This window comes from Streptomyces sp. NPDC048825, assembly GCF_043198355.1.
Lineage (GTDB): Bacteria > Actinomycetota > Actinomycetes > Streptomycetales > Streptomycetaceae > Streptomyces > Streptomyces xiangluensis.
In genome coordinates this window covers 20474-40169 of the sequence record NZ_JBICUR010000025.1, presented here as the reverse complement: position 1 = coordinate 40169, position 19696 = coordinate 20474, and the positions used below count along the sequence as shown (strand labels likewise).

Here is a 19696-nt window from a genome sequence, read left to right as displayed (position 1 = left end):
GTTCCGGTGTTCGTTCCGGCGGATGGGCTCAGGCGAGGCGGGCCAGATGTTCGGGCCGTACGGGATGGGCGAAGGGGCGGCCGAGGGCGTACGACTCGACCTCGGCCAGCGCCAGATCGGCGAGGCGGCGGAGTTCGCCGCCCTTCGAACCGGCGATGTGCGGGGTGACGAGGACATTGGCGCAGTCGAACAGCGGTGAGTCGGCGGGCAGCACCTCCGGCTCGGTGACGTCCAGGATCGCGTGCAGCCGCCCGGACACCACCTCGTCGGTGAGCGCGGCCTGGTCGACGACGGCGCCGCGCGCGGTGTTGATCAGCGTGCCGCCCGTGCGCAGCCGCGCCAGCAGGTCGCGGCCGATCAGGCCGCGGGTCTCGGGCAGCAGCGGCGTGTGCACGCTGACGACGTCACTCTGCTCGAACAGGTCCGGAAGCGGGACAGGGTGCGCGCCGAGAGCGCGTGCCTCGCTGGGGGTGACGTAGGGGTCGTGGAGCAGCACCGTCAGGTCGTGGGGACGGAGCAGGTCGATGACGCGGCGTCCGATGATCGAGGCGCTCAGGATGCCCACGGTCTTACGGTAGTTGCCCGCGTCGGGATGGCGCTCGTTCCAGTCGATGCGGCGGCGCTCGGTGCGGTAGACGCGGGCGGTCTCGAGGACCCGCTTGTTGGCGAGCAGGATCATGGCGAGGGTGTACTCGGCGACCGGCACGGCGTTGGCCGCGGCGGCGGAGGACACCGCGAGGCCGCGCTCCCAGCACGCGGGGGTGATGTGGTGGCGCACGGTGCCGGCGGTGTGCACGACCGCGCGCAGCCGGGGCGCGGCGTCCAGGGCCGCCGCGTCGATGGGCGGGCAGCCCCAGCCGGTGATGAGCAATTCGGCGTCGGCGAGCGCGCGGTGCGCGGTGGGGGTGGTGAGGTCGTCGAGGACGAGGTGCGGGTCGATGTCGGTGAGGGCGGTCAGCCGGGCCCGTACGTCGGCGTCGAGGACCTGCTCCGCGGTCTTCTTCGCCATGGCCAGCACGGCGCGCGGGCGGGGCCGGTGGTCGAGGTGGGTCAATTCCTGCTCCGTACGGGGCAACTGGCGCTCCCTGCTGGTCACTTGACGCTTCCTGCGGTCAAACCGGACTTCCAGTAACGCTGCAGAGTGATGAACGCGACGATCAACGGGACGACGGCGAGCAGCGAGCCGATGACGACGAGCGGGTAGTACTCGGGGGAGACGGTGGCGGAGCTGTTCCAGGTGTACAGCCCGAGGCTGAGCGGATACAGGTGCTGGTCGGAGAGCATCACCATGGGCAGGAAGAAGTTGTTCCAGATGGCGGTGAGCTGGAAGAGGAAGACGGTGACGAATCCGGGGCCGAGCATGCGCAGGCTGACGCGCACGTAGGTCTGCAGTTCGCCCGCGCCGTCGACCCGAGACGCCTCCAGTACCTCGTTGGGTACGTAGCCGTTGCTGAGGATGCGGGCGAGGTAGACCCCGAAAGGGTTGAACAGGACGGGGATGAAGACCGCCCAGAAGGTGTTGACCAGGCCGATGCCGGAGGCCACCAGGTAGAGCGGGAGGGCCAGCACGGTCTGCGGGACCATGACTCCGGTAAGGACGAGGCCGAACAGCTTCTCCTTGTGCCGGAACTCGTACTTGTCGAAGGCGTATCCGGCGGAGACGCTGATGAGGGAGCCGACCAGGGCGCCGACAACGGCGTACAGCAGGCTGTTGAGGTACCACTCGCGGTAGAGCCCGCCGTCCATGGCGAACAGGTCGGAGAGGTTGCTGACGAAGGAGAAGTCGCTCAGGGAAAGGATGTCGCTGCCGAAGAGGGCGTCGGCGTTCTTGGTGGAGGCGAGCAGCAGCCAGACCGTGGGCAGCATGGTGTAGAGGGCCGCGATCAGGACCACGGCGTTCGCGACGCCCCGGCTGGTCAGCTTCGAGGTGCCGAAAGGTCTGCCGAGCGGCTTGCCCGCGGGCTCTTGTGGGGTCGCGCGGGGCGTGGTGGGGGTCATGGTGGTCATCGCGCGCTCCGTTCCCTGCGGCCGGCCCAGCGCGTCACGGCGTACGACAGGGCACAGGTGACGACGAGGAGGATGACGGAGGCCGCGGAGGCCAGTCCGTAGTTGTTGCGGCGGAAGGCCGCGTCGAAGATGTACATGTTCGGTGTGAAGCGGGAGTTGACCATCGGTGTGGCCTGGTTCATCAGCATGGGCTCGGTGAACAGCTGGAGCGCACCGATCAGCGAGAACATGCACACCATCACCACCGAACCCCTGATGATCGGCACCTTGACCATGAGCGCGGTGCGCAAGCCGCCCGCTCCGTCGATGCGCGCCGCCTCGATCACCTCGCGCGGCAGGGCCTGGAGTGCGGCGTAGAAGATCACCATGTTGTAGCCGAGGCCGCTCCAGAGGGCGATGTTGACGATCGACGGGAGCACGGTGTTCAGCCCCAGGAAGTCGATGGTGATGTCGGCCTGGGCGAAGAGCTTGATGACCGGGCTGAGCCCCGGGGTGTAGAGGTACAGCCAGATGACCGCCGCGATGAGGCCGGGCACGGCGTGCGGCAGGTAGAGCAGCATCTGCGCGGTACGTCGCAGCCGCACCAGGCCCGAGTCGAGCAGCAGGGCGAGCGCGAGCGCTCCGACGACCACGGCGGGGACGAAGATCACGCAGTAGAGCAGGATGGCGCCGAACCCGGAGATGAAGCTCGGGTCGCTCAGCACGGCGAGATAGCTGCGCAGTCCGGTGAAGACGGTCTCCCCGCCCCCGAAGCCGAGGCCGTCGTGGTCCTCGGAGAAGAAGCTGAGGCCGATGGCGTAGCCGACGGGTACGAGGAACACGGCGACGAGCAGGGCCGTGAAGGGGGCCAGCAGGGCGAACGCGGCGAGCTTCTGCTGCCGTTGGCCCGCTTTGCGGAGTGGTTTCGCGGGCGCGGCGGCGGAGGACGCCGTCGCTCTTGTCGAGGAGGTCACTGTGCTCACGTGGACACGGCTCCAAGGACGTGAGGTGCGGCTGGGGTTCGGGGGTGCGCCGTCCCGAGGTGCGGCGGACGGGCGGGGGAGCGTCAGCGCTCGGTGACCGACAGGCCGAGGCTCTTCAGGTCGGGCATCGTCCTGCGTTGCGCTTCGCGGAGGGCCTCCAGGATGCTGCCGCTGCCGGCACCGGCCCGCGCGAGCCCGTCGTCACCGGAGCTGATCGTCGACACCATGCGCGGCCCCCACTTCCATCGGGGGTTGATCAGCTTGGCTTCCCTCTCGAAGAGGGAAAAGATGTCCTGGCCCGAGTAGTAGCTGGTGTCCATCTCCTTGCGGGCGACCGGGACCAGGTCGGGCACGGTCGGATACGCGCTGCTGATGCCGCTGGAGAGCTTGGCCTTCAGCGCGTCGGGGCTGGTGACCATCCAGGAGATGAAGTCCAGCGCCTCCTTGGGATGGTTGCTGTCCTTGGTGACCATGAAGGTCGAGCCGCCCTGTGTGCCCAGGGACGGCTTCTTCAGGTCCCACTGCGGGAAGGGCGCGATGGCCCATTTGCCCTTGCCGCCCGGCGTGGAGGCCATCATCGAGCCCGCCGCCCAGGCGCCCGCCAGCCACCCGGCCGTCTCACCGCTTTGCAGGTGCGCCCGCCACTGCTGGCTGGACGCGGGCTCGACACGCACCAGGTCGTCGTCCAGCAGGCGCTGCCAGTACGTGGCGACCTTGCGGGTGGGGGCGTCGTCCATGGACACGCGCCAGGTCTCGCCGGAGGTGTCGTACCACCGCGCGCCGGCCTGCCAGCTGTATCCGGCCATGTAGAGAGTGCCGCCGGTGGTGAAGAGACTGGCGATACGGGAACTGGGGTCGGCCTTCTTCAGCTTGCGGGCCGAACTCTCGAACTCCGCCCAGGTCTTGGGGACGGGAATGCCGTGCTTGGTGAACAGGTCCTTGCGGTACAGGAAGACCATGGGCTCGATGTCGACCGGCAGGGCGTAGGTGCGTCCCTCGAAGGTGGTGAGGTCCATCGCCTGCGGCATGATCTTGCGGCGCACCGAGTCGGGCAGCATCTTCGTGATGTCCCGCGGCACGCCGTCGATGGCGTAGCCGGGCAGCTGTGGGTACTCGATGGTCGCGACGTCGGGCGCGTTTCCGGCGCGGGCCGCGTTGCTGAGCTTGGCCCAGCCGCCCTGGTCGCCCGAGGGTACCTGCTCGAAGTCGACCTTGATCTTGGTGTGGGTGCGGTTGTACTCGTCCACGACCTCCTGGCTGCCGCGGAGGGCAGACCAGAAGGTGATGTGCACCGGCCCGCTGCCGGCAGTGTCGCTGCTGTCTCCGGCGGAGCAGCCCGCCAGCAGCATGGCGAAGATCGTGAGCAGCGCCGCCGTAGCCCTGCGGGTCCATCGCATGAGCCCTCCCGCGTCCTTGCATGGATTACGGGCATCTTGAGCGGCAGATGAAAAAGGCGTCAATAGAGCGAACAGAAGAAACTAGAACGGTCAAACGAACAATTGCCAGTCGGACAATGGACCGACATGGCCGGGATCAGGCCGGCGGCGGGGCCGTGGACTCCCTGATCACGAGCGCCGGCAGCAGCTCCAGATGACGGGTGGCACCGGGGCGCAGTCCCTCGCGTGCCATGTCGAGCCGACGCAGCAACAGGTCGACACCGACCCGGCCGAGCTCCGTCTTGGGCGGGGCGACGGCCGTCAGGGGGACCGGCCCCATGTCGGCGACCACGTCGTTGTACGCCACCACCGAACACTGCCCGGGCACGTCGATCCCCGCGGCCTGAAGCCGCTGCACCAGCACCAGCGCGTCCATGTCGCTGTGGATCAGCACCGCCGTCGCGCCGCTCTGCCCCACCACCTCGACCAGGTCCGCCGCCCGCGGGTCGGCGGCGCGAGGGTCGGGACCCGCGGTGAGCGAGCTGAGGATCGTGCGGCACCCCTCGGCGATCCCCCGGGCAGCGGTCTGCTCGGCGAACTCGGCGCGGATGACCCGTGCGGTGGGGCTGTCGTCGCGCGCCGCCAGCACGATCCGGCCGTGGCCGAGCCGGGCCAGGTGGTCGAGCGCCAGATGCACGCCGTACGCGTGATCCGAGCGCACGGAGTCCAGCGGGTAGATCGCGCTGGTGCGGGCGGGGCGCCGCTCCACCAGCACCGTGGGGACGTCCAGGCCGGAGAGCCACGAGTGGTCGGCGTCGGCCTCCGCCTGCGTACGCCAGTGCGGCGAGAGCAGCAGTCCGCGCGCCCCGGCGTCCAGCGCCTGGCGCACGGCCTCGCGCTCCGCCCCGGCGTCGTCGGCGATGTGCAGGGCGAGCCGCAGTCCGGCTTTCTCCGCGGCCTCCCGCGCGGCCTGCACGGCCTCGGTGAGGTAGGTGTTGCGCTCGGGAACGATCATGGCAACGGCGTCACCCCCGGCGGTGCTCTCCTCGGGCACCGGCCGCAGCGAACGCGCCACCCCATGCCCGCGGCGCACTTCCCCACGCCGGGCCAGTTCCTCGACGTCCCGGCGCACCGTGACGACGGAGACGCCGAGCTCGTCGGCGAGATCGGTGATGCGCGCGACACCTCGGTCCCGCACCACCTCCGCGATCCGGGTCTGCCGCTTCTGTGCCGACTCCCGCATGTCCTCACCGCTCTCGTCCGCGTCAGTCGCGCCGCCGGGGCGCGATCGCGCGGCGGCTTGCGCGATCGAATTCGCGCGATGTGACCATGATAGCGATCAATCGATCAATCGGGTGGTGCGGTCCCGGGGCGGTCCGGGTGGACAGGCCTGACCACGCCGGGAAAACCCAGTTGCTCTCTCCGAACGCCGCTGACAGGGTCTCGGCCATGCCTGCCTTCTCCGCGTACGACGGAACTCAGCTTGCCTATCACGTGCTCGGAGACGGCCCGCCGGTCATCTGCCTGCCCGGAGGGATGCAGGACTCGGTGTATCTCGGCGACCTCGGTGGACTGTCCGCGCACCGGCAGTTGATCAGGCTGGACCTCCGGGGCACCGGCCAGTCGGCGACACCGCAGGACACCGCCTCCTACCGCTGCGACCGACTCGTCGATGACGTGGAGGCCCTGCGCGAGCACCTCGGCCTGGCCCGGATGGACCTGCTCGCGCATTCCGGCGGCGCCAATCTGGCGGCGCAGTATGTGACCCGTCATCAGGAACGGGTCGGCAAGCTCGCGTTGATCACCCCGAGCGTCATGGCTGTCGGCCTCACGATCACCGGCGACACCCGGCTCGAGATCGCGCGGCTTCGCCAGGACGAGCCGTGGTTCGCGGCGGCGTTCGCGGCTCTGGAGACGATCGTGGCGGGCCGGGCCACCGGCGACAGCTGGCAGGCCATCGCACCGTTGTCCTACGGCCGTTGGGACGAGGCGGCGCAGGCCCACCAGGCCGCGGAGGCCGCGCAGCGGAACAGGGAGGCCGCGAGCGCCTTCGCCGCCGACGGCGCGTTCGACCCGGAGGCCACCCGTACGGTGCTCGCCCGGTTCGGGCCGCCGGTGCTGCTGCTCGCCGGGGAAGTCGATCTGGCGGCACCTCCTCCCGTGATGGCCGAGTTCACCGGGCTGTTCCCGAACGCCAAGCTCGTCGTCCAGCCCGGAGCCGGACACTTCCCGTGGCTCGACGACGCCGACCGGTTCGTGGCGACTGCCGCGGCGTTCCTGTCCAACTGATCTGTTCCACTGACCTGTCCGCGGGGCTTACGGGGTGAGCAGCCCGTTTGCTCGGTGGGCGGCGTTCCGCCGTACCAGGGCAGGGCCTGGCCGAAGCGGACCAACTCCCCGTACAGGGCGGGGTCCACGCTCTCAGCGAGCATCAGATCCCACCGACGCCGAGGCCGACGCCGTCCCTTGTCCTGGACGTCACCCGGGCGTCAACCCGCGCCGCGATCCTGTGGCGATGGACATGACGGCACTGGCCCGTACGCTCCTCGAGCCCATCCCGGCCCATCGCACGGCCGGCATCGAGGTGCTCCGAGCCGCCGACGGCATCGCCGAGGTCGCGCTGGAGACACCCAAGGAGCTGACGAACGTCATCGGCTCACTGCATTCCAGCGGCCTCATCGCCCTGATCGACGCGGTCGGCCTGGCCGCGATCATCGCCACGAGCGAGCGCAGCGAGGAGATGGAGGACGTAGTGCCCCTGGGCGCTGCGGCGTCCCTGGAGTTCCTGGCCCCCGCACGAGGCCGCCTACTGGCCACCTGCCGCGTCGGCGATGAGGCCCACCACACCCTGCGCCGGCTCCTGTCGGGCGAGACCGACAGAGCACGCCTTTCCACCCGAGCGGGGGTCACCGACACGGAGGGCACGCCGGTGTGCCGGGGCACCTTCGACTGGAGCATCCGCCGAATGCCGCGCAGCGCCCCGTAGCGGGTTGGACACGGCCACCAACTCAATGACCTGAAACGGCCCGCCAGTTGGCCTGGCGAGCCGCCACGAAAGACCGAGACTCAGCAGCTGCGCAGCTCAATCTCGTCGGTGATGTTGTCCCAGTTTTCGTCCGATGACACGGGATCCCTGAGGTCGTTCTCGTAGTCGGTCCACAGGAGCATGGTGTCGTCCCACCACCCTGGAACGGCGTCCACGAGCTCCACCGCGCAGCCGGCGCCCCTGCGTACCGAGGATGCCTTGTCCCGGAAGCCGTAGCCTTCCAGCGGATAGAGCCCGTTCTCGCTCCACTGGAGCTTGCGTCCCGAGGAGTTGTAGCCCTCGTACAAGCAGGTCCAGCCGGAACCGCAGGTCGCCGCCGCGTTCTCGGCGCCGGCGCGCTTCGCCACTGCGGGCAGGCCGGCGTCTGCTCGGAACTGTGCCTCGCTGTCGTAGCAGCGGACGTCGCGCTCGGAGAACTGGGCGCAGGTCTGCGCCCCTTGCCACCCCTCACTGAGGTTGATCTTCTTACCGTCGTAGGTCGCGATGACAGCCGCGTTCTCGGCGGAACTGCTGCTGCCGCCATCGACAGGTGACGTCTGAGCGGTCGACGGGCCGCTGCTCAGGGCGAGAGTTGCGGCGGCCATACTCATGACCAGCAGAGATACGCCCGGCCTGATTCGATTGCGCATATGTTCTCCCCGTGTTGTCGGTGTCGGTCCACGTGGTCGGAACGTCTCAGGACCAGCGCTGGGTCGTACCGCCGTGGCACCCCACGGTGCGGAGCCCGCGGTCGCTGTCGTCCGCGCAGCGGCCGGTGCCCACGCTCTGGAACTGGATGGCGCCGCCACCCAGCGAAGTCACCCTCCACTGCTGGGTCGTGAGGTTGTTGCACCCCACGGTGCGGAACCCGCGGTCGCTGTCGTCCAGACAGCGGCCCGTGGCGACGCTTTTCAGCTCGCGGAGGTTGCCGCCGAGGTTGCGCACGGTCCACTGCTGGGTCGTGAGGTTGTTGCACCCCACGGCGCGGAGCCCGCGGTCGCTGTCGTCCAGACAGCGGCTCGTACCCGCGTTCTTGAACGTTTGCGGGGCAAGCACGGTGACGCCCCCCGCGTCCGCCGCCGTGGCCTGTGTGCTCAGCGCACCGCTCAGCGCGAGCGCGCCGCCCGCCGCCGTGAGCACGAGCCTGTTTCGCCTCATCTGTTTTCTCCTCCCATGGAGCCCGGGCCCTGTGCGGAGTGCCGCCGGGCCGTTCGCCCCAAGGTGTAGCGGGCCACGCGTTGTTCGCGTTCGGTCACTGGTGTCGAACAAACAAGTCCTGAAAAATGTGACGCCGCAGCGACCACTGCGGCACGGGGAAACGACACGGGGGAGGTGCGGCGATGCCGCGCAAGGAGCGACCGCTGGACGCGGGGAGCGGTCCGTTACTAGAACTGGCCGCAGGGCTGCGGCAGTTGAGGCAGAAGGCCGGCAACCCGCCCTACCGGGAGCTGGCGGAGCAGGCGCACTACTCGATCTCGACCCTGTCCTCCGCGGCGTCCGGGCAGCGGCTGCCCACACTGGCGGTGACTCTGGCGTACGTTCGCGCTTGTGACGGTGACCTCGAGGAATGGGAGCGCCGTTGGCGGGAGGCGGCGGAACGACTGGGCGAGGCGCATTCCGACCCCGGCACGGCGGAGGCGTCCGGCACGCCCCCGCCGTACGCGGGTCTGCGCTCGTTCCGTGAGCAGGACGCGGAGTGGTTCTTCGGCCGGGAGCGGCTGGTGGAGGAGCTGGCCGAACGGCTGGAGCGACAGCGGTTCGTGGTGGTGATCGGGGCCTCGGGTTCGGGCAAGTCGTCGCTGTTGAGGGCGGGTTTGGTGCCGCGCCTGCGGCCCTTGGTGACCACGGTGGTGCTGACGCCGGGGCCGCGGCCGCTGGAGGAGTGCGCCGTGCGGCTGGGTGCGCTGGCGGGAGTCACGCCGGGCGGACTGTACGAGGAGTTGAAGGAGGACCCGGCGAACCTGGGCCGTGTGGTGCGTCAGGCCGCCGCCCGTTCCGGAGCTGGTGACGGCGGCCTGGTCCTGGTCGTCGATCAGTTCGAGGAAACCTTCACGCTGTGTCCGGACGACGCCGAGCGGGACCGCTTCATCGAGGCACTGGTCACCGCCGCCTCGGCCGAGGCAGGCCGGTGCCGGGTGGCAGTGGGCGTACGCGCCGACTTCTACGCGCACTGCACCCACCACTCGCTGCTGGTGGAGGCGATGCGCGACGCACAGGTGCCGGTCGGACCGATGAGCCTGGACGAGCTGCGCCGGGCGGTGGTGAAGCCGGCCCAGCAGGCCGGACTGACCGTCGAGGGTGCACTGTTGGCGTCGCTCACGGCGCAGGCGCACGGCCAGGCCGGAGTGCTGCCGCTGCTGTCGCACGCACTGCTGCAGACCTGGCGGCGGCGACGCGGCAACGCGCTGACGCTGGGGGCGTTCGAGGCGGCGGGCGGGCTCGAGGGCGCCCTGGCGCGCACCGCCGAGGACTTCTACCAGCGGCTGGACACGGAGCAGCGGAAGCTGGCCAGGGGTGTGTTCATGCGGCTGACGGCTCTGGGGGAGGGTACGGAGGACACCCGGCGGCCGGCACGCCTGGACGAGTTGGACGGGCTGGCCGAGGCCGACGGCGAGGGCGTCGGTGCCGTACTGGATCGTGCGGCCGGAGCACGGCTGCTGACGCTGGACCGCGAGCGCGTGGAGCTGGCCCATGAGGCTCTGATCCGGTGCTGGCCCAGGCTGCATGGATGGCTGACCGAGAACCGTGAGGCCGTACGGACCCTGCGCCAGCTCACCGACGCGGCCCAGGCCTGGGAGGCGCTGGGCCGGGATCCCGGTGCGCTGTACCGCGGCACCCGCCTCGACATGGCCACCGCCCTGGGGCGCGCGTCCTTGTCCGTGCGGGAGCGGCAGTTCCTCGACGCGAGCCTGGCCGCCCGGGCGGCCGAACGTGCGGCGGTGCGGCGACGCGCCCGGGTCCGGCACGGGGCGGTGGCGCTGCTGACCGTCCTGCTCGTGCTGGCGAGCACGACCGCTGTCTTCGCCGTGCGGGCGCAGCGAGCGGCGGACCGGCAGCGCGACGCCGCCAGTTCGCAGCGGGCCGCCGAGAGGGCGGCGGCACTGCGGGCGGCCAACCCCGCTCTGGCTGCCCAGTTGACTCTGGCCGCCTACCGGCTGTCGCCCACCCCCGAGGCCCGTGGCAGTCTGCTCAGCACCTTCGCCACCCCGTACGCCACGCAATTGCCCGGTCAGGCGAGCGCGGTCACGACGATGGCGTTCAGTGCCGACGGCCGGGTGCTGACCACCGGCGACAGCGACCGGTCCGTGCGGTTGTGGTGGGCCTCGGATGCCCACCGGCCGCGCGAGCTGAGCACGCTGCCCCGCCTGGGGGGCCCTGTTCGCACGGTCGCCGTCAGCCCCGACGGCCGTCTTCTGGTCGCAGGAGACGACCTCGGGACGGCCGGGGTGTGGGACATCGGCGACGCACGGCGCCCCCGGCTCGCGGCACGCCTGCCGGCCGGTGCGGGCCCGGTCGTCGGACTGGGTTTCGCTCCCGGCGGTCGGACCCTGGCGACAGCCTCCGGCGGCGCGCTTCGGCTGTGGCAGCTGTCGGATCCCCGCCGGCCGCGTCCCCTTGCCGCGATCCGTGCGCCCGCCGCCGTGACCGCGATGGCGCTCCAACGGGACGGGCGCATGCTGGCCACGGGCCATTCCGACCGTACGGTGCGGCTGTGGGAGGTGACCGCGTCGGGCGGGCGGCTGCGGAAGCTGCCGCCCGCGGCCGGTCACGGCGGTGAGGTCAAAGCACTCGCGTTCGCCCCGGACGGCCGCACGCTGGCGACCGGCAGCGCCGACTTCACGGTGCGGCTGTGGGACGTGGCCGGGCCACGCCGACCTCGCGCGACGGAGGTGCTCTCCGGGCACACCGACGCGGTCAATGCCGTGGGCTTCAGTCCCGACGGCCGCACCCTGGCCTCCGCGGGCGTCGACGGCACGGTACGCCGCTGGGAGCTGACCGGGCCCGGTCCCGTTCGTGAACCGGCCGTCCTCACGGGCCACACGGGAAGCGTCGGATCGCTGGCCTTCAGCCCCGACGGCCGCACTCTGGCCACCGGCAGCGAAGACCAGACCACACGTCTGTGGGACCTTCCCGGGCCGGCCATGACCGGCCACACCAGCTCGGTCTACTCCGTCGCCTTCAGCCCCGACGGACGCCTCCTGGCCACCGGCAGCTACGACCGCACCGTGCGCTTATGGAACCTCGCGAACGTCCGCCGCCCCCGGCAACTGGCCCGGCTCACCGGCCACACAGAGGCCGTCAACTCGGTGGCCTTCCGGCCGGACGGGCGCGTACTGGCCAGTGGCAGCGCCGATGGCAGGCTGCGGCTGTGGAGCGTGGGAACATCGCGCCGTCCCCAACTGCTGAGTGCCGTTCAAGGTCGTATCGGCCACGTCAACTCGGTGGCGTTCAGCTCCGACGGCCGCACCCTGGCCACCGGCGGAGAGAAGGGCAGCGTGCGGCTGTGGGACACAACCGACATGCGGCATCCGCGTCTTCTGGCTGCTGTGCGGGGAAACAGCGCGGTCGACTCCGTGGCATTCGCCCCCGACGGCCGCACCCTGGCGGTTGCGGCCCGAAACCGTACGGCCGTCCTGTGGAACATGGCCGGCCGACGGCATCCCGAACGCCTGGCCGTCCTCGCCGGCCACACCGACGCGGTGAAATCAGTGGCGTTCAGTCCCGACAGCCGCACACTGGCCACCGGTAGCGAAGACCGCACCGTACGGCTGTGGGATCTCACCGATCCGCACCGCCCTGTCTCACGGGACCGGCTGACCGGCTACGCCGACGGTGTCATGTCCGTCGCCTTCGCCCCGGGCGGGCGGACGCTGGCCGCCGCGAGTTCCGACAACACCGCGCGGCTGTACGGCCTGACCGATCGCGGTGGCGCCCGGGAACTGGCCCTCCTGCAGGGCCACACCAAAGCGGTGGACGCCCTCGCCTTCAGTCCCGACGGCCGGACCCTGGCCACCGGCAGCGAGGACTGGACCGCATTGCTGTGGGACCCTGACGTCCGGCGCGTGGCGTCCCGGATCTGTGACACCGCCACCCCTGCGATCACCCGCGCCGAATGGCGCCAGTACTTCACTCGGCACAGGTACCGCCCACCGTGCTGAGGCGCGTACGCGAGCCAACACCGTGTTGCCGCCTCCGGGACCCGCCCCTACCTAGATGGTGATCACGAGCTTGCCGCAGGTCCGCCCCTCCACCATGTACCGGATGGCTGCGGCGACCTCGTCGAGCGGGTAGGTCCGGTCGATGGCGGGTGAGACCTTGCCGGACTCGATGAGCTCGCGGATGGCTTCCAGGTCTTCGGCGTTCTCCGACGAGATGAAGGTCCCGAGCTTCTGGCCGATGAACGGAGACAGCAGATGCGCCCGGAGTTGACGGTCGGTTCCGCCGAGCCACCGGCCGTCGGTCTCGCCGCCGACGATGACCAGCCGCCCGGTCGGGGTGAGGGCGCGGCGCAGCTGCGACAGCCGGCGGTTGCCTCCGATGTCGAGGATGACGTCGTAGCGGTGGTGGCCGTCTGCGAAGTCGGCTCGGGTGTAGTCGATGACATGGTCTGCACCGAGCGCGCGGACCGCTTCGACCTTTGAGGTACTGCACACGGCCGTCACTTCGGCTCCGTATGCCTTGGCGATCTGCACGGCGAAGGTGCCCACGCCTCCCGACGCGCCGACGATCAGCACCCTTTGTCCGGCCTGGACTCGTCCCTGGTCGCGAACGGCCTGGATGGCGGTGAGCCCGGAGACGGGTACGGCAGCCGCCTGATCGAAGGAGAGGTCGGCCGGCTTCGGGGCGAGCTTGTCGGTTCGGACGCGCGCGTACTGGGCGAACGAGGCATCGCAGATGCCGAACACCTCGTCACCCGGTTTGAATCCGGTCACATCGCCGCCGACGGCCTCGACCGTTCCCGCGAAACTGCGGCCCGGGTTGGGGTACTTCGGCCGACGGAGACCGAACCCTGCCGCCCGGACGGGATACGGCAGACCGGACATGATGTGCCAGGTGCCGCGATCCACGCTGGCCGCGTGCACCCTGACCAGGACCTCGTCCCGCCCGGTCGTGGGCTTGTCGATCTCTGCGAGACGCAGAACGTTCTCGGGCGAAGGCCCGTACCGCTCCTGGACGATCGACTTCATGGTTCCCCCTCGGAGGCCACAGTGGCCGGCTATGTCGCTGCATGACGATGCCCAGGTTCGATTCATCGTCCTTACGCCGTAAGGTTCGTCCTTACGGCGTAAGGTTGTCAAGGCCGACGATGGGAGGACCACACATGACCCCGCGGACCGGACGTGATCGAGCGCCCCGAATCCCGCTGAGCCGCCAGAGAGTGCTGCACGCAGGTGTCGCCCTGGCCGACGAGAGCGGACTCGAAGCGCTCAGCATGCGCAAGCTCGGGGAGGCGGTCGGGGTCGAGGCGATGTCCCTCTACACGCACGTCGCCAACAAGGAAGATCTCCTCAACGGCATGATCGACTCAGTGTTCACCGAGATCGATCTGCCCTCCGACGAGGACGACTGGAAGACGGCGATGCGTCAGCGGGCGCTCTCGATGCGCCAGGTCCTGTCCCGCCACCGCTGGGCGATCGGCCTGATGGAGTCGCGGGCCTCACCCGGGCCGGCGACGCTGCGGCATCACGACGCCGTCCTCGGATGTCTTCGCAAGGCCGGTTTCTCCGTCGCATTGACCGCGCACGCGTACTCGGCCCTCGACAGCTACATCTACGGGTTCGCCCTGCAGGAACGCGACTTGCCGTTCGACACACCCGCCGAGACCGCGGAGCTGGCGCAGGCCATCCTGGCGCAGGTCCCGGCCGACCAGTACCCACACCTGGCCGAACTGACGACTAAGCACGTTCTCAGCCCCGGCTACGACTACAGCAACGAATTCGAATTCGGCCTCGACCTGATCCTCGACGGACTGCAGAGAGCCGGACAGGTCACGTGACGGGCCGCTCCACGGTTCCCTGGACAGCAACGACGCAGACGAGGAGCCGCCGGAACGGGATGATGGAGGCCGCCCCGGCGTTGCGGGAGCAGTGCCGGGCCTCCCCGTGCCGCGGTGTCGTGATCACTCCCGAAGGGTGCACCATTCGTCCGAGCGGGCGGCGACGCGCTGCCAGACCTCCTCGGCCTCCTCGAACGACATGAACGGAGCGTCCGCTTCTGGAAGCGGCCGGCAGCCGTCCACGATCGCCTTGATCGCGTCGAGACTGGCCTCGATGATGGCCCGGCCCTCGCTCGCGGTGGCGAGATGGGCGTCGTCGCCCTGGGCGAATCGGCCGAGGGGTGTGGTGTTGCGATCGTCCAGGCGGCCGAGGTCGACCAGTTCCGGGCGGACGTACATCAGTTGGGAGACCTCGTACCGGCCGGCGTGGTCGCCCTCGAACTGTCCCATGACGAGTTCCGGGTCGCTGACGGCGGTGATCGGGATGTCGCGGGCGCGGCGGAACTCCTCGACCGCCAGCCGCAGATCGGGCTGGTTGGCGTTGTGGCCGGTGAGTACGACGACGGCGCGGAAACCCGCGTTGACGAACGCCCGGAGCTGGTAGACCAGCAGTCGCAGGACGACGTCGGGCGGGAGGCTGCCCATGCGCGGATTGACGTCGCCCATCACCTCCTTGAGCCACGGCCGGTGGTATCCGGTCTCGTGGATCTGGTACGTCTGCGTCGGGGCGACGATGCCGCCGAGGCGGCGCGCGGACTCCTCGCACAGGTGGACGGCCTTGTGGGTGTCCAGGCCGAAGGCGGCGACATGGCCGTGCGGCTCACACAGGCCCATCGGCAGGTAGACAAGCGGCAGTTGGGCCAGGCGCTGCTCGAACTCACGCGGCAGCAGGTCTTCCCAGCGGACCGTTTCAGTGTGTTCGAAGCGTTCGGGCCTTGCGGTCGTCATCGGTACTCCCCAAAGATCTTGGTTTCGTTTAAGTTCTTGATGAAGCGGTGCTTGAAGCGCAGCAACTCGTGGATTTCGGCGGGGAGTTCGGGCTCGTCCAGCGCGGCGATGTTCGCCTCGCAGAATTCCCGGACCTGCATCGAGGAGATCGCCGTGGTGACGCCCGGTGCCTGGACGACGAACTTCAGGGCGAGCGCGGCGAGCGAGCCGGCGTACTGCGGCACGTACTGCCGCAGCTCGTCGACCTTCTCCAGGTAGACCGAGCGGGGCACGATGTCGTCGAAGTAGCCGTACCGGAAGTCGTCCTCGGCGAACACGGTGTCCTCGGTGAGGGTGCCGGTCAGTCCGCCCTCGTCCAGGACGCAGCGTGCGATCACGGCGACGTCGTGCTCGACACAGGCCGGCAGGAGGTTGTCCAGGGCGACCGGGTCGAAGATGTTGATGATCGTCTGGACGGAGTCGATCAGGCCGGACTGCACCAGGGGCAGCGCCATGTCGGAGCGGTGGTCCGGGATCGAGATCCCTATGTGGCGTACGAGTCCCTCCTGCTTGAGCTGTTGCAGCTCCTCCATCCAGTGCCCGGTCACGCCCCACGTGGGCCACCAGATGTGCAGCTGGAGGAGGTCGACGTGGTCGAGGCCGAGTTCGGTGAGCGAGCGCTGGGCGCCGGCGCGGATGTGGCCGGGCGGGTGGGCGAGTTCGGGGTCGACGGGGGTGCCCCAGCCGCGCTGCCCGGAGAGGTTCTCGACTTTGGTGGCGACGAAGGGACGCGTTCCGGACCACTGGCTCAGTGCTTTCCCGACGATGCGTTCGGAGTTGCCGTAGGCCCGTGCGGTGTCCACGAAGTTCACGCCCCGGTCCAGCGCGTACAGCAGGCTGTCGATCCAGCTGGACTCCGAGTCGTTGCCGTTGCCGCCGAACCAGCCGGCGAATCCCATGGCCCCGAAACCGAGTTTGCTGATCGGTTCACCGGAGCGGGGGAAGGACGAGTGGTGCATGGAGGGTGCCTCCTGTTCAGATCGGCGCGTGCCGCAGCAGGGCCTTGAGCGGGGTGGCCGGGTCGGCCAGTGCTGCCGTAGCCGGGGCGGCCCGGCGGGCGATGAGCATCTCCGCCAGTCGGATGTCCTTGGCCACGGCGTTGCCGGTGGCGATCGCGGCGGCGGACAGCAGTCGGCCGCCGGTCCCGAGGCCGAACCGGATCCGCACCCCGTCGGGGCGTTCGCGCACCACCTCCTGCGCGGCGGTGTCGGGCAGTCCGGCGATCTGCAGGGTGAGGTCGAACTGGTCGGACCAGAACCACGGCACGGCGGCGAACGGCTGGTCGTCGCCCAGCATGTTGCGGGCCGCCGCCCGGCCCTGGTCCTGGGCGTTGCGCCAGGCTTCCAGGCGGATGCGGCGCCCGCCGTAGAGCGGGTGCGGAAACGAGCAGCAGTCGCCGGCCGCGAAGATGTCGGGGTCGGAGGTGGCCAGACGGGCGTCCACCCGTACCCCGTTCTCGACGGCGAGGCCGGCCTTCTCCGCCAGCGCGGTCTCCGGTACGGCACCGACGCCCGCCACCACCGTGTCGCACTCCAGCATCTCGCCACCGGCAAGATCGAGCAGCAGGACTCCGTCCCGGCGCGTGAGCCGTTCCACCGTCAGCCCGCAGCGCAGATCCACGCCCGCCTGCCGGTGGCGGTCGGCCACCGCGGTGGCGAGGGCGGTCGGCACCGCTCGGCTCATCGGGCGCGGCGCCGCCTCGATCACGGTGACGGCACAGCCCCGTGCGGCCGCCGCGGCGGCCAGCTCCAGGCCGATGAAACCGGCACCGATCACGCCGATGCGCGCTCCGGGCCGCAGCCGGTCCCGCAGAACGAGAGCGTCTGCGCGGCTGCGCAGGTAGCGCACGCCGCCCGCGTCGATGCCGGCCAGCGGCAGCCGCCGGGCGGCCGCCCCTGTGGCCAGCAGCAGCCGCTGGTAGGCGATCCGGCGCCCGTCGGACAGCACGGCGCGACGAGCGTCGCGGTCGATACTGGTGACCGCGGCCCCGGCGATGAACTCGATCCCGGCGTCCCGCAGCGCGCGGCTCTCACACAGCGCGGTGGGCTCGCAGGTCTCGTCGGGTCCGGTGAGCACGGACTTGGACAGCGGCGGGCGCTCGTACGGCAGCACGTTCTCCGCGCCCACCAGCGTGATCGGGCCGGTCCAGCCCGCCTCGCGCAGCTCGAACGCGGCCCGCGTACCGCATTCGCCGGCCCCGACGACCACCATCCCCGGTGCATCCGTCCCCGGTGCGGCGCCCACCCGTCAGCCGATCTCGATGAAGACGGTGCCGTCCTCGACTCGGACCGGGTAGGTCTGCAGGTCGACGAGGACGGGAGCGCCCGCGGCTTTCCCGGTGGTGTAGTCGAACCGGCCGTTGTGCTTGGGGCATTCGATGGTGTTGTCCATGACCAGTCCGTCGCACAGCAGCATCCGTTCGTGGGTGCAGTGCCCCGCGGTGGCGTAGATGTCGTCGTCCGGCGAGCGGTAGATGGCGTAGTCCACCCCCTCGTGCTGGAAGGGGATGACGTCTTCCGGCTCGATGTCGTCGGTCTGGCATGCGGCGATCCACTGGGACATCTCGGTGTGCCTCCTTGCAGGCGGGACGCGCGGGCGGCGTGGGACCGGACGCGGCGGTTACGGAACTACAGGGCGAGCGCGCGTCCGTCGGAACGGGCGTGCAACGGAGGGGCGCCTGGGGGCAGTTCGCGGCGCACGTAGGAGGTCGGGTCCTTCAGCTGGCGCAGCACCGCCGGGATGATCTCCTTGTAGGCGGCCCATAGGGAGGGGTACGCGGGTGCCAGCTCGTGCTTGATCTCCTCGTGCAGCTCCGGCAGCCGGTGGTAGGGGATCATCGGGAACATGTGGTGCTCGACGTGGTAGTTCATGTTCCAGTACAGGAACCGGTTGACGCGGTTCATGTGCACCGTGCGGGTGTTGAGCCGGTGGTCGAGTACGTTCTCGCCCATCCCGGCGTGCTGCGTCAGGCCGTAGACGTAGAGCATGTAGCCGCCGTACATCCGCGGCAGGCCGACGAACATCGCCGGCAGGATCGAGCCGGTCAGCACGCAGGCAGCGATCACTGCGGCGTAGATCGCCAGCCAGATGCGCGCCGTACGGAACACCTTGGTCCGCTCGGTGTCGGGGACGTAGGTGCGCTGCTCCGCGGTGAGCCGTCCGAACGAGTGCAGGAGGGTGTCGCGCAGCGCCAGAGGTACGTCGACCAGGCCGAGGAAGTTGGCCAGGAGGCGGGCCAGCCGGGCTGGCCGCATCACCTGGATCTCCGGGTCGCGGCCGAGGATCAGGGTGTCGGTGTGGTGACGGGTGTGGCTCCAGCGCGACACGGTCGGGTTCCTCATGACCATGAACGAGGCCAGCCAGTACACGGCGTCGTCGAGCCGGCGGTTCTTGAAGGCGGTGCCGTGCCCGCACTCGTGCCAGCGTGAGTCCGATGCCGAGCCGTACAGCACTCCGTAGGCGGCGAAGAAGGGCACCGCGAGCCAGCTGCCCCAGAAGACGGCGCCCAGTGTCCCGAACACCGCCATGGCGCCCAGCCAGATGACCGTGTCGCGGATCGCCGGGTAGTCCGAGCGGCGCATCAGCTCCTTCATCCGGCGGCGCGGCACGTCGCTGCGGAACCAGTCGGTGCCGTCGGCCAGCCCCGCTTCCACGGCGCGTTCGCCCTCAGGGCCGACGAGGCTGTAGCGCTGCAGACGCTCTCTGGACTTCACCATGCATCCCTGTCCTCTCCATCGAGCCGGTCATGCGTGGGCACTGGAGCGCTCTAATGGAGCGCTCCAGTCCCGTTATCGTGAGAGCGGCCACCTCGCATGTCAAGACATTCGGTTGCTGGAAGCTTGGGCAGGCGCTGGAACGCTCCACCGGTTTCCTGGAAGCGACCGTGATCACTGCCGACGGCGGGCCAGAGCAAGGGCAGGCGGTCGGCGGTCCTGTACGTCGCCGAGCGGGCCGGTGTCCAAGTCCATGGTCTCGCTGGTCCCGCGCGTCTCGCTGGGCCTGCGTGACTCCCCGAAGGTCAGCCCGGGAAAGAGCGAAGCCGTGCTGCGTGCGGTGGCGGAGCTCAACTACCGCACCAACTCCGCCGCCCGCAGCTGGCCGAGCAGCGCAGCCTGGCCGTCGGGGTACTGCGAGGCGCACATCGCGTGGGCCACCATCACGTTGATGATCAGACGGCTGACCAGGCCGGTCAAACAGTGGCCCGTTGCCCAGCCCGTGCTGGCCGCGGCAGCGCCCCGCCGGTGCGGATCAGGACCGGCTCCGGCTGGTGCCCGCGAGCCTGCGCTGAACGGGAGGCGCCGCAGGCCGAGGGCGCCGTCGGCCATCTCGACGAGGACCCACT

The 19696-nt window shown here is 70.0% G+C and carries 21 protein-coding genes and 1 pseudogene; 4 read left to right on the top strand and 18 right to left on the bottom strand.

Annotated features, from left to right (window positions below):
* Positions 1–28 precede the first annotated feature (28 nt).
* The 6 genes from ACGFNK_RS40730 to ACGFNK_RS40705 all read right to left on the bottom strand — a co-directional run bounded on the left by ACGFNK_RS40730 (position 29) and on the right by ACGFNK_RS40705 (position 5796).
* Positions 29–1009, bottom strand: a complete 981-nt coding sequence (locus tag ACGFNK_RS40730) for a hydroxyacid dehydrogenase (RefSeq protein ID WP_393425056.1) — start codon at positions 1007–1009, stop codon at positions 29–31.
* 83 nt (positions 1010–1092) lie between these two features.
* Positions 1093–2007, bottom strand: a complete 915-nt coding sequence (locus ACGFNK_RS40725) for a carbohydrate ABC transporter permease (protein ID WP_393424851.1) — start codon at positions 2005–2007, stop codon at positions 1093–1095.
* Positions 2004–2969, bottom strand: coding sequence for a carbohydrate ABC transporter permease (locus ACGFNK_RS40720; protein ID WP_393424848.1), 966 nt, complete (start codon positions 2967–2969; stop codon positions 2004–2006). The genes ACGFNK_RS40725 and ACGFNK_RS40720 overlap by 4 nt, the downstream gene beginning before the upstream one ends.
* Before the next feature lie 83 nt (positions 2970–3052).
* Positions 3053–4366 (bottom strand): ABC transporter substrate-binding protein, encoded by a 1314-nt coding sequence (locus tag ACGFNK_RS40715; protein ID WP_393424845.1) that lies wholly within the window; start codon positions 4364–4366, stop codon positions 3053–3055.
* A gap of 136 nt (positions 4367–4502) precedes the next feature.
* Positions 4503–5588 carry a LacI family DNA-binding transcriptional regulator gene (locus tag ACGFNK_RS40710; RefSeq protein WP_393424842.1) on the bottom strand — a complete coding sequence of 362 codons (1086 nt, stop codon included), beginning with the start codon at positions 5586–5588 and terminating at the stop codon, positions 4503–4505.
* Between the two features lie 22 nt (positions 5589–5610).
* Positions 5611–5796, bottom strand: a complete 186-nt coding sequence (locus tag ACGFNK_RS40705) for a hypothetical protein (RefSeq protein WP_393424839.1) — start codon at positions 5794–5796, stop codon at positions 5611–5613.
* Here ACGFNK_RS40705 and ACGFNK_RS40700 point away from each other — a divergent pair.
* Positions 5795–6634, top strand: coding sequence for an alpha/beta fold hydrolase (locus ACGFNK_RS40700; protein ID WP_393424836.1), 840 nt, complete (start codon positions 5795–5797; stop codon positions 6632–6634). The genes ACGFNK_RS40705 and ACGFNK_RS40700 overlap by 2 nt on opposite strands.
* Before the next feature lie 27 nt (positions 6635–6661).
* Here ACGFNK_RS40700 and ACGFNK_RS40695 read toward each other — a convergent pair.
* Positions 6662–6768, bottom strand: a pseudogene (locus ACGFNK_RS40695) (carbonyl reductase); the annotation flags it as partial.
* 92 nt (positions 6769–6860) lie between these two features.
* Between ACGFNK_RS40695 and ACGFNK_RS40690 the strand changes: the two are divergent.
* Positions 6861–7331 (top strand): PaaI family thioesterase, encoded by a 471-nt coding sequence (locus tag ACGFNK_RS40690; protein ID WP_393424833.1) that lies wholly within the window; start codon positions 6861–6863, stop codon positions 7329–7331.
* Between the two features lie 80 nt (positions 7332–7411).
* Here ACGFNK_RS40690 and ACGFNK_RS40685 read toward each other — a convergent pair whose 3' ends face one another.
* Together ACGFNK_RS40685 and ACGFNK_RS40680 are read right to left on the bottom strand one after the other, a co-directional pair.
* Positions 7412–8020, bottom strand: coding sequence for a peptidase inhibitor family I36 protein (locus ACGFNK_RS40685; RefSeq protein ID WP_393424830.1), 609 nt, complete (start codon positions 8018–8020; stop codon positions 7412–7414).
* A gap of 46 nt (positions 8021–8066) precedes the next feature.
* Complete coding sequence (locus ACGFNK_RS40680) at positions 8067–8528, bottom strand: RICIN domain-containing protein (protein ID WP_393424827.1); 462 nt, start codon at positions 8526–8528, stop codon at positions 8067–8069.
* 182 nt (positions 8529–8710) lie between these two features.
* Here ACGFNK_RS40680 and ACGFNK_RS40675 point away from each other — a divergent pair, with 182 nt between their 5' ends.
* Positions 8711–12529 carry an XRE family transcriptional regulator gene (locus ACGFNK_RS40675; protein ID WP_393424824.1) on the top strand — a complete coding sequence of 1273 codons (3819 nt, stop codon included), beginning with the start codon at positions 8711–8713 and terminating at the stop codon, positions 12527–12529.
* Between the two features lie 51 nt (positions 12530–12580).
* Here the strand turns inward: ACGFNK_RS40675 and ACGFNK_RS40670 are convergent, their stop codons facing one another.
* Entirely contained in the window at positions 12581–13558 is a 978-nt protein-coding gene (locus ACGFNK_RS40670) for an NAD(P)-dependent alcohol dehydrogenase (protein WP_393424821.1), read from the bottom strand.
* Positions 13559–13692: 134 nt separating this feature from the next.
* On the opposite strand from ACGFNK_RS40670, the gene ACGFNK_RS40665 reads away from it, so the two are divergent.
* Positions 13693–14367 carry a TetR/AcrR family transcriptional regulator gene (locus tag ACGFNK_RS40665; protein ID WP_393424818.1) on the top strand — a complete coding sequence of 225 codons (675 nt, stop codon included), beginning with the start codon at positions 13693–13695 and terminating at the stop codon, positions 14365–14367.
* Here ACGFNK_RS40665 and ACGFNK_RS40660 read toward each other — a convergent pair.
* The 8 genes from ACGFNK_RS40660 to ACGFNK_RS40625 form a co-directional block, all read right to left on the bottom strand.
* On the bottom strand, positions 14360–14494 hold the full coding sequence (locus ACGFNK_RS40660) for a hypothetical protein (protein ID WP_393424815.1): 135 nt from the start codon (positions 14492–14494) through the stop codon (positions 14360–14362). The two genes, ACGFNK_RS40665 and ACGFNK_RS40660, sit on opposite strands and share 8 nt — an antisense overlap.
* Positions 14491–15315: a creatininase family protein gene (locus ACGFNK_RS40655; protein ID WP_393424812.1), complete on the bottom strand. Its 825-nt coding sequence runs from the start codon at positions 15313–15315 to the stop codon at positions 14491–14493. Before ACGFNK_RS40655 ends, ACGFNK_RS40660 begins: the two co-directional genes overlap by 4 nt.
* Positions 15312–16313: an aldo/keto reductase gene (locus tag ACGFNK_RS40650; protein ID WP_393424809.1), complete on the bottom strand. Its 1002-nt coding sequence runs from the start codon at positions 16311–16313 to the stop codon at positions 15312–15314. The genes ACGFNK_RS40655 and ACGFNK_RS40650 overlap by 4 nt, the downstream gene beginning before the upstream one ends.
* 16 nt (positions 16314–16329) lie before the next feature.
* Complete coding sequence (locus tag ACGFNK_RS40645) at positions 16330–17565, bottom strand: NAD(P)/FAD-dependent oxidoreductase (RefSeq protein WP_393424806.1); 1236 nt, start codon at positions 17563–17565, stop codon at positions 16330–16332.
* Between the two features lie 36 nt (positions 17566–17601).
* Positions 17602–17916, bottom strand: coding sequence for a MocE family 2Fe-2S type ferredoxin (locus tag ACGFNK_RS40640; protein WP_393424803.1), 315 nt, complete (start codon positions 17914–17916; stop codon positions 17602–17604).
* 65 nt (positions 17917–17981) lie between these two features.
* Positions 17982–19070, bottom strand: coding sequence for a fatty acid desaturase family protein (locus ACGFNK_RS40635; RefSeq protein WP_393424800.1), 1089 nt, complete (start codon positions 19068–19070; stop codon positions 17982–17984).
* 171 nt (positions 19071–19241) lie between these two features.
* Positions 19242–19421, bottom strand: coding sequence for a hypothetical protein (locus tag ACGFNK_RS40630; protein ID WP_393424797.1), 180 nt, complete (start codon positions 19419–19421; stop codon positions 19242–19244).
* On the bottom strand, positions 19422–19679 hold the full coding sequence (locus ACGFNK_RS40625) for a hypothetical protein (RefSeq protein ID WP_393424794.1): 258 nt from the start codon (positions 19677–19679) through the stop codon (positions 19422–19424).
* Positions 19680–19696: the final 17 nt, after the last annotated feature.

What these genes read in the sequence shown, in the direction of transcription:
- ACGFNK_RS40645 (WP_393424806.1), bottom strand. Translation starts at nt 17,565, where the DNA reads ATGGTGGTCGTCGGGGCCGGCGAATGCGGTACGCGGGCCGCGTTCGAG.
- ACGFNK_RS40635 (WP_393424800.1), bottom strand. Translation starts at nt 19,070, where the DNA reads ATGGTGAAGTCCAGAGAGCGTCTGCAGCGCTACAGCCTCGTCGGCCCT.
- ACGFNK_RS40625 (WP_393424794.1), bottom strand. Translation starts at nt 19,679, where the DNA reads ATGGCCGACGGCGCCCTCGGCCTGCGGCGCCTCCCGTTCAGCGCAGGC.
- ACGFNK_RS40675 (WP_393424824.1), top strand. Translation starts at nt 8,711, where the DNA reads ATGCCGCGCAAGGAGCGACCGCTGGACGCGGGGAGCGGTCCGTTACTA.
- ACGFNK_RS40725 (WP_393424851.1), bottom strand. Translation starts at nt 2,007, where the DNA reads ATGACCACCATGACCCCCACCACGCCCCGCGCGACCCCACAAGAGCCC.
- ACGFNK_RS40685 (WP_393424830.1), bottom strand. Translation starts at nt 8,020, where the DNA reads ATGCGCAATCGAATCAGGCCGGGCGTATCTCTGCTGGTCATGAGTATG.
- ACGFNK_RS40690 (WP_393424833.1), top strand. Translation starts at nt 6,861, where the DNA reads ATGGACATGACGGCACTGGCCCGTACGCTCCTCGAGCCCATCCCGGCC.
- ACGFNK_RS40730 (WP_393425056.1), bottom strand. Translation starts at nt 1,009, where the DNA reads ATGGCGAAGAAGACCGCGGAGCAGGTCCTCGACGCCGACGTACGGGCC.
- ACGFNK_RS40700 (WP_393424836.1), top strand. Translation starts at nt 5,795, where the DNA reads ATGCCTGCCTTCTCCGCGTACGACGGAACTCAGCTTGCCTATCACGTG.
- ACGFNK_RS40705 (WP_393424839.1), bottom strand. Translation starts at nt 5,796, where the DNA reads ATGGCCGAGACCCTGTCAGCGGCGTTCGGAGAGAGCAACTGGGTTTTC.
- ACGFNK_RS40710 (WP_393424842.1), bottom strand. Translation starts at nt 5,588, where the DNA reads ATGCGGGAGTCGGCACAGAAGCGGCAGACCCGGATCGCGGAGGTGGTG.
- ACGFNK_RS40665 (WP_393424818.1), top strand. Translation starts at nt 13,693, where the DNA reads ATGACCCCGCGGACCGGACGTGATCGAGCGCCCCGAATCCCGCTGAGC.
- ACGFNK_RS40655 (WP_393424812.1), bottom strand. Translation starts at nt 15,315, where the DNA reads ATGACGACCGCAAGGCCCGAACGCTTCGAACACACTGAAACGGTCCGC.
- ACGFNK_RS40670 (WP_393424821.1), bottom strand. Translation starts at nt 13,558, where the DNA reads ATGAAGTCGATCGTCCAGGAGCGGTACGGGCCTTCGCCCGAGAACGTT.
- ACGFNK_RS40640 (WP_393424803.1), bottom strand. Translation starts at nt 17,916, where the DNA reads ATGTCCCAGTGGATCGCCGCATGCCAGACCGACGACATCGAGCCGGAA.
- ACGFNK_RS40680 (WP_393424827.1), bottom strand. Translation starts at nt 8,528, where the DNA reads ATGAGGCGAAACAGGCTCGTGCTCACGGCGGCGGGCGGCGCGCTCGCG.
- ACGFNK_RS40715 (WP_393424845.1), bottom strand. Translation starts at nt 4,366, where the DNA reads ATGCGATGGACCCGCAGGGCTACGGCGGCGCTGCTCACGATCTTCGCC.
- ACGFNK_RS40650 (WP_393424809.1), bottom strand. Translation starts at nt 16,313, where the DNA reads ATGCACCACTCGTCCTTCCCCCGCTCCGGTGAACCGATCAGCAAACTC.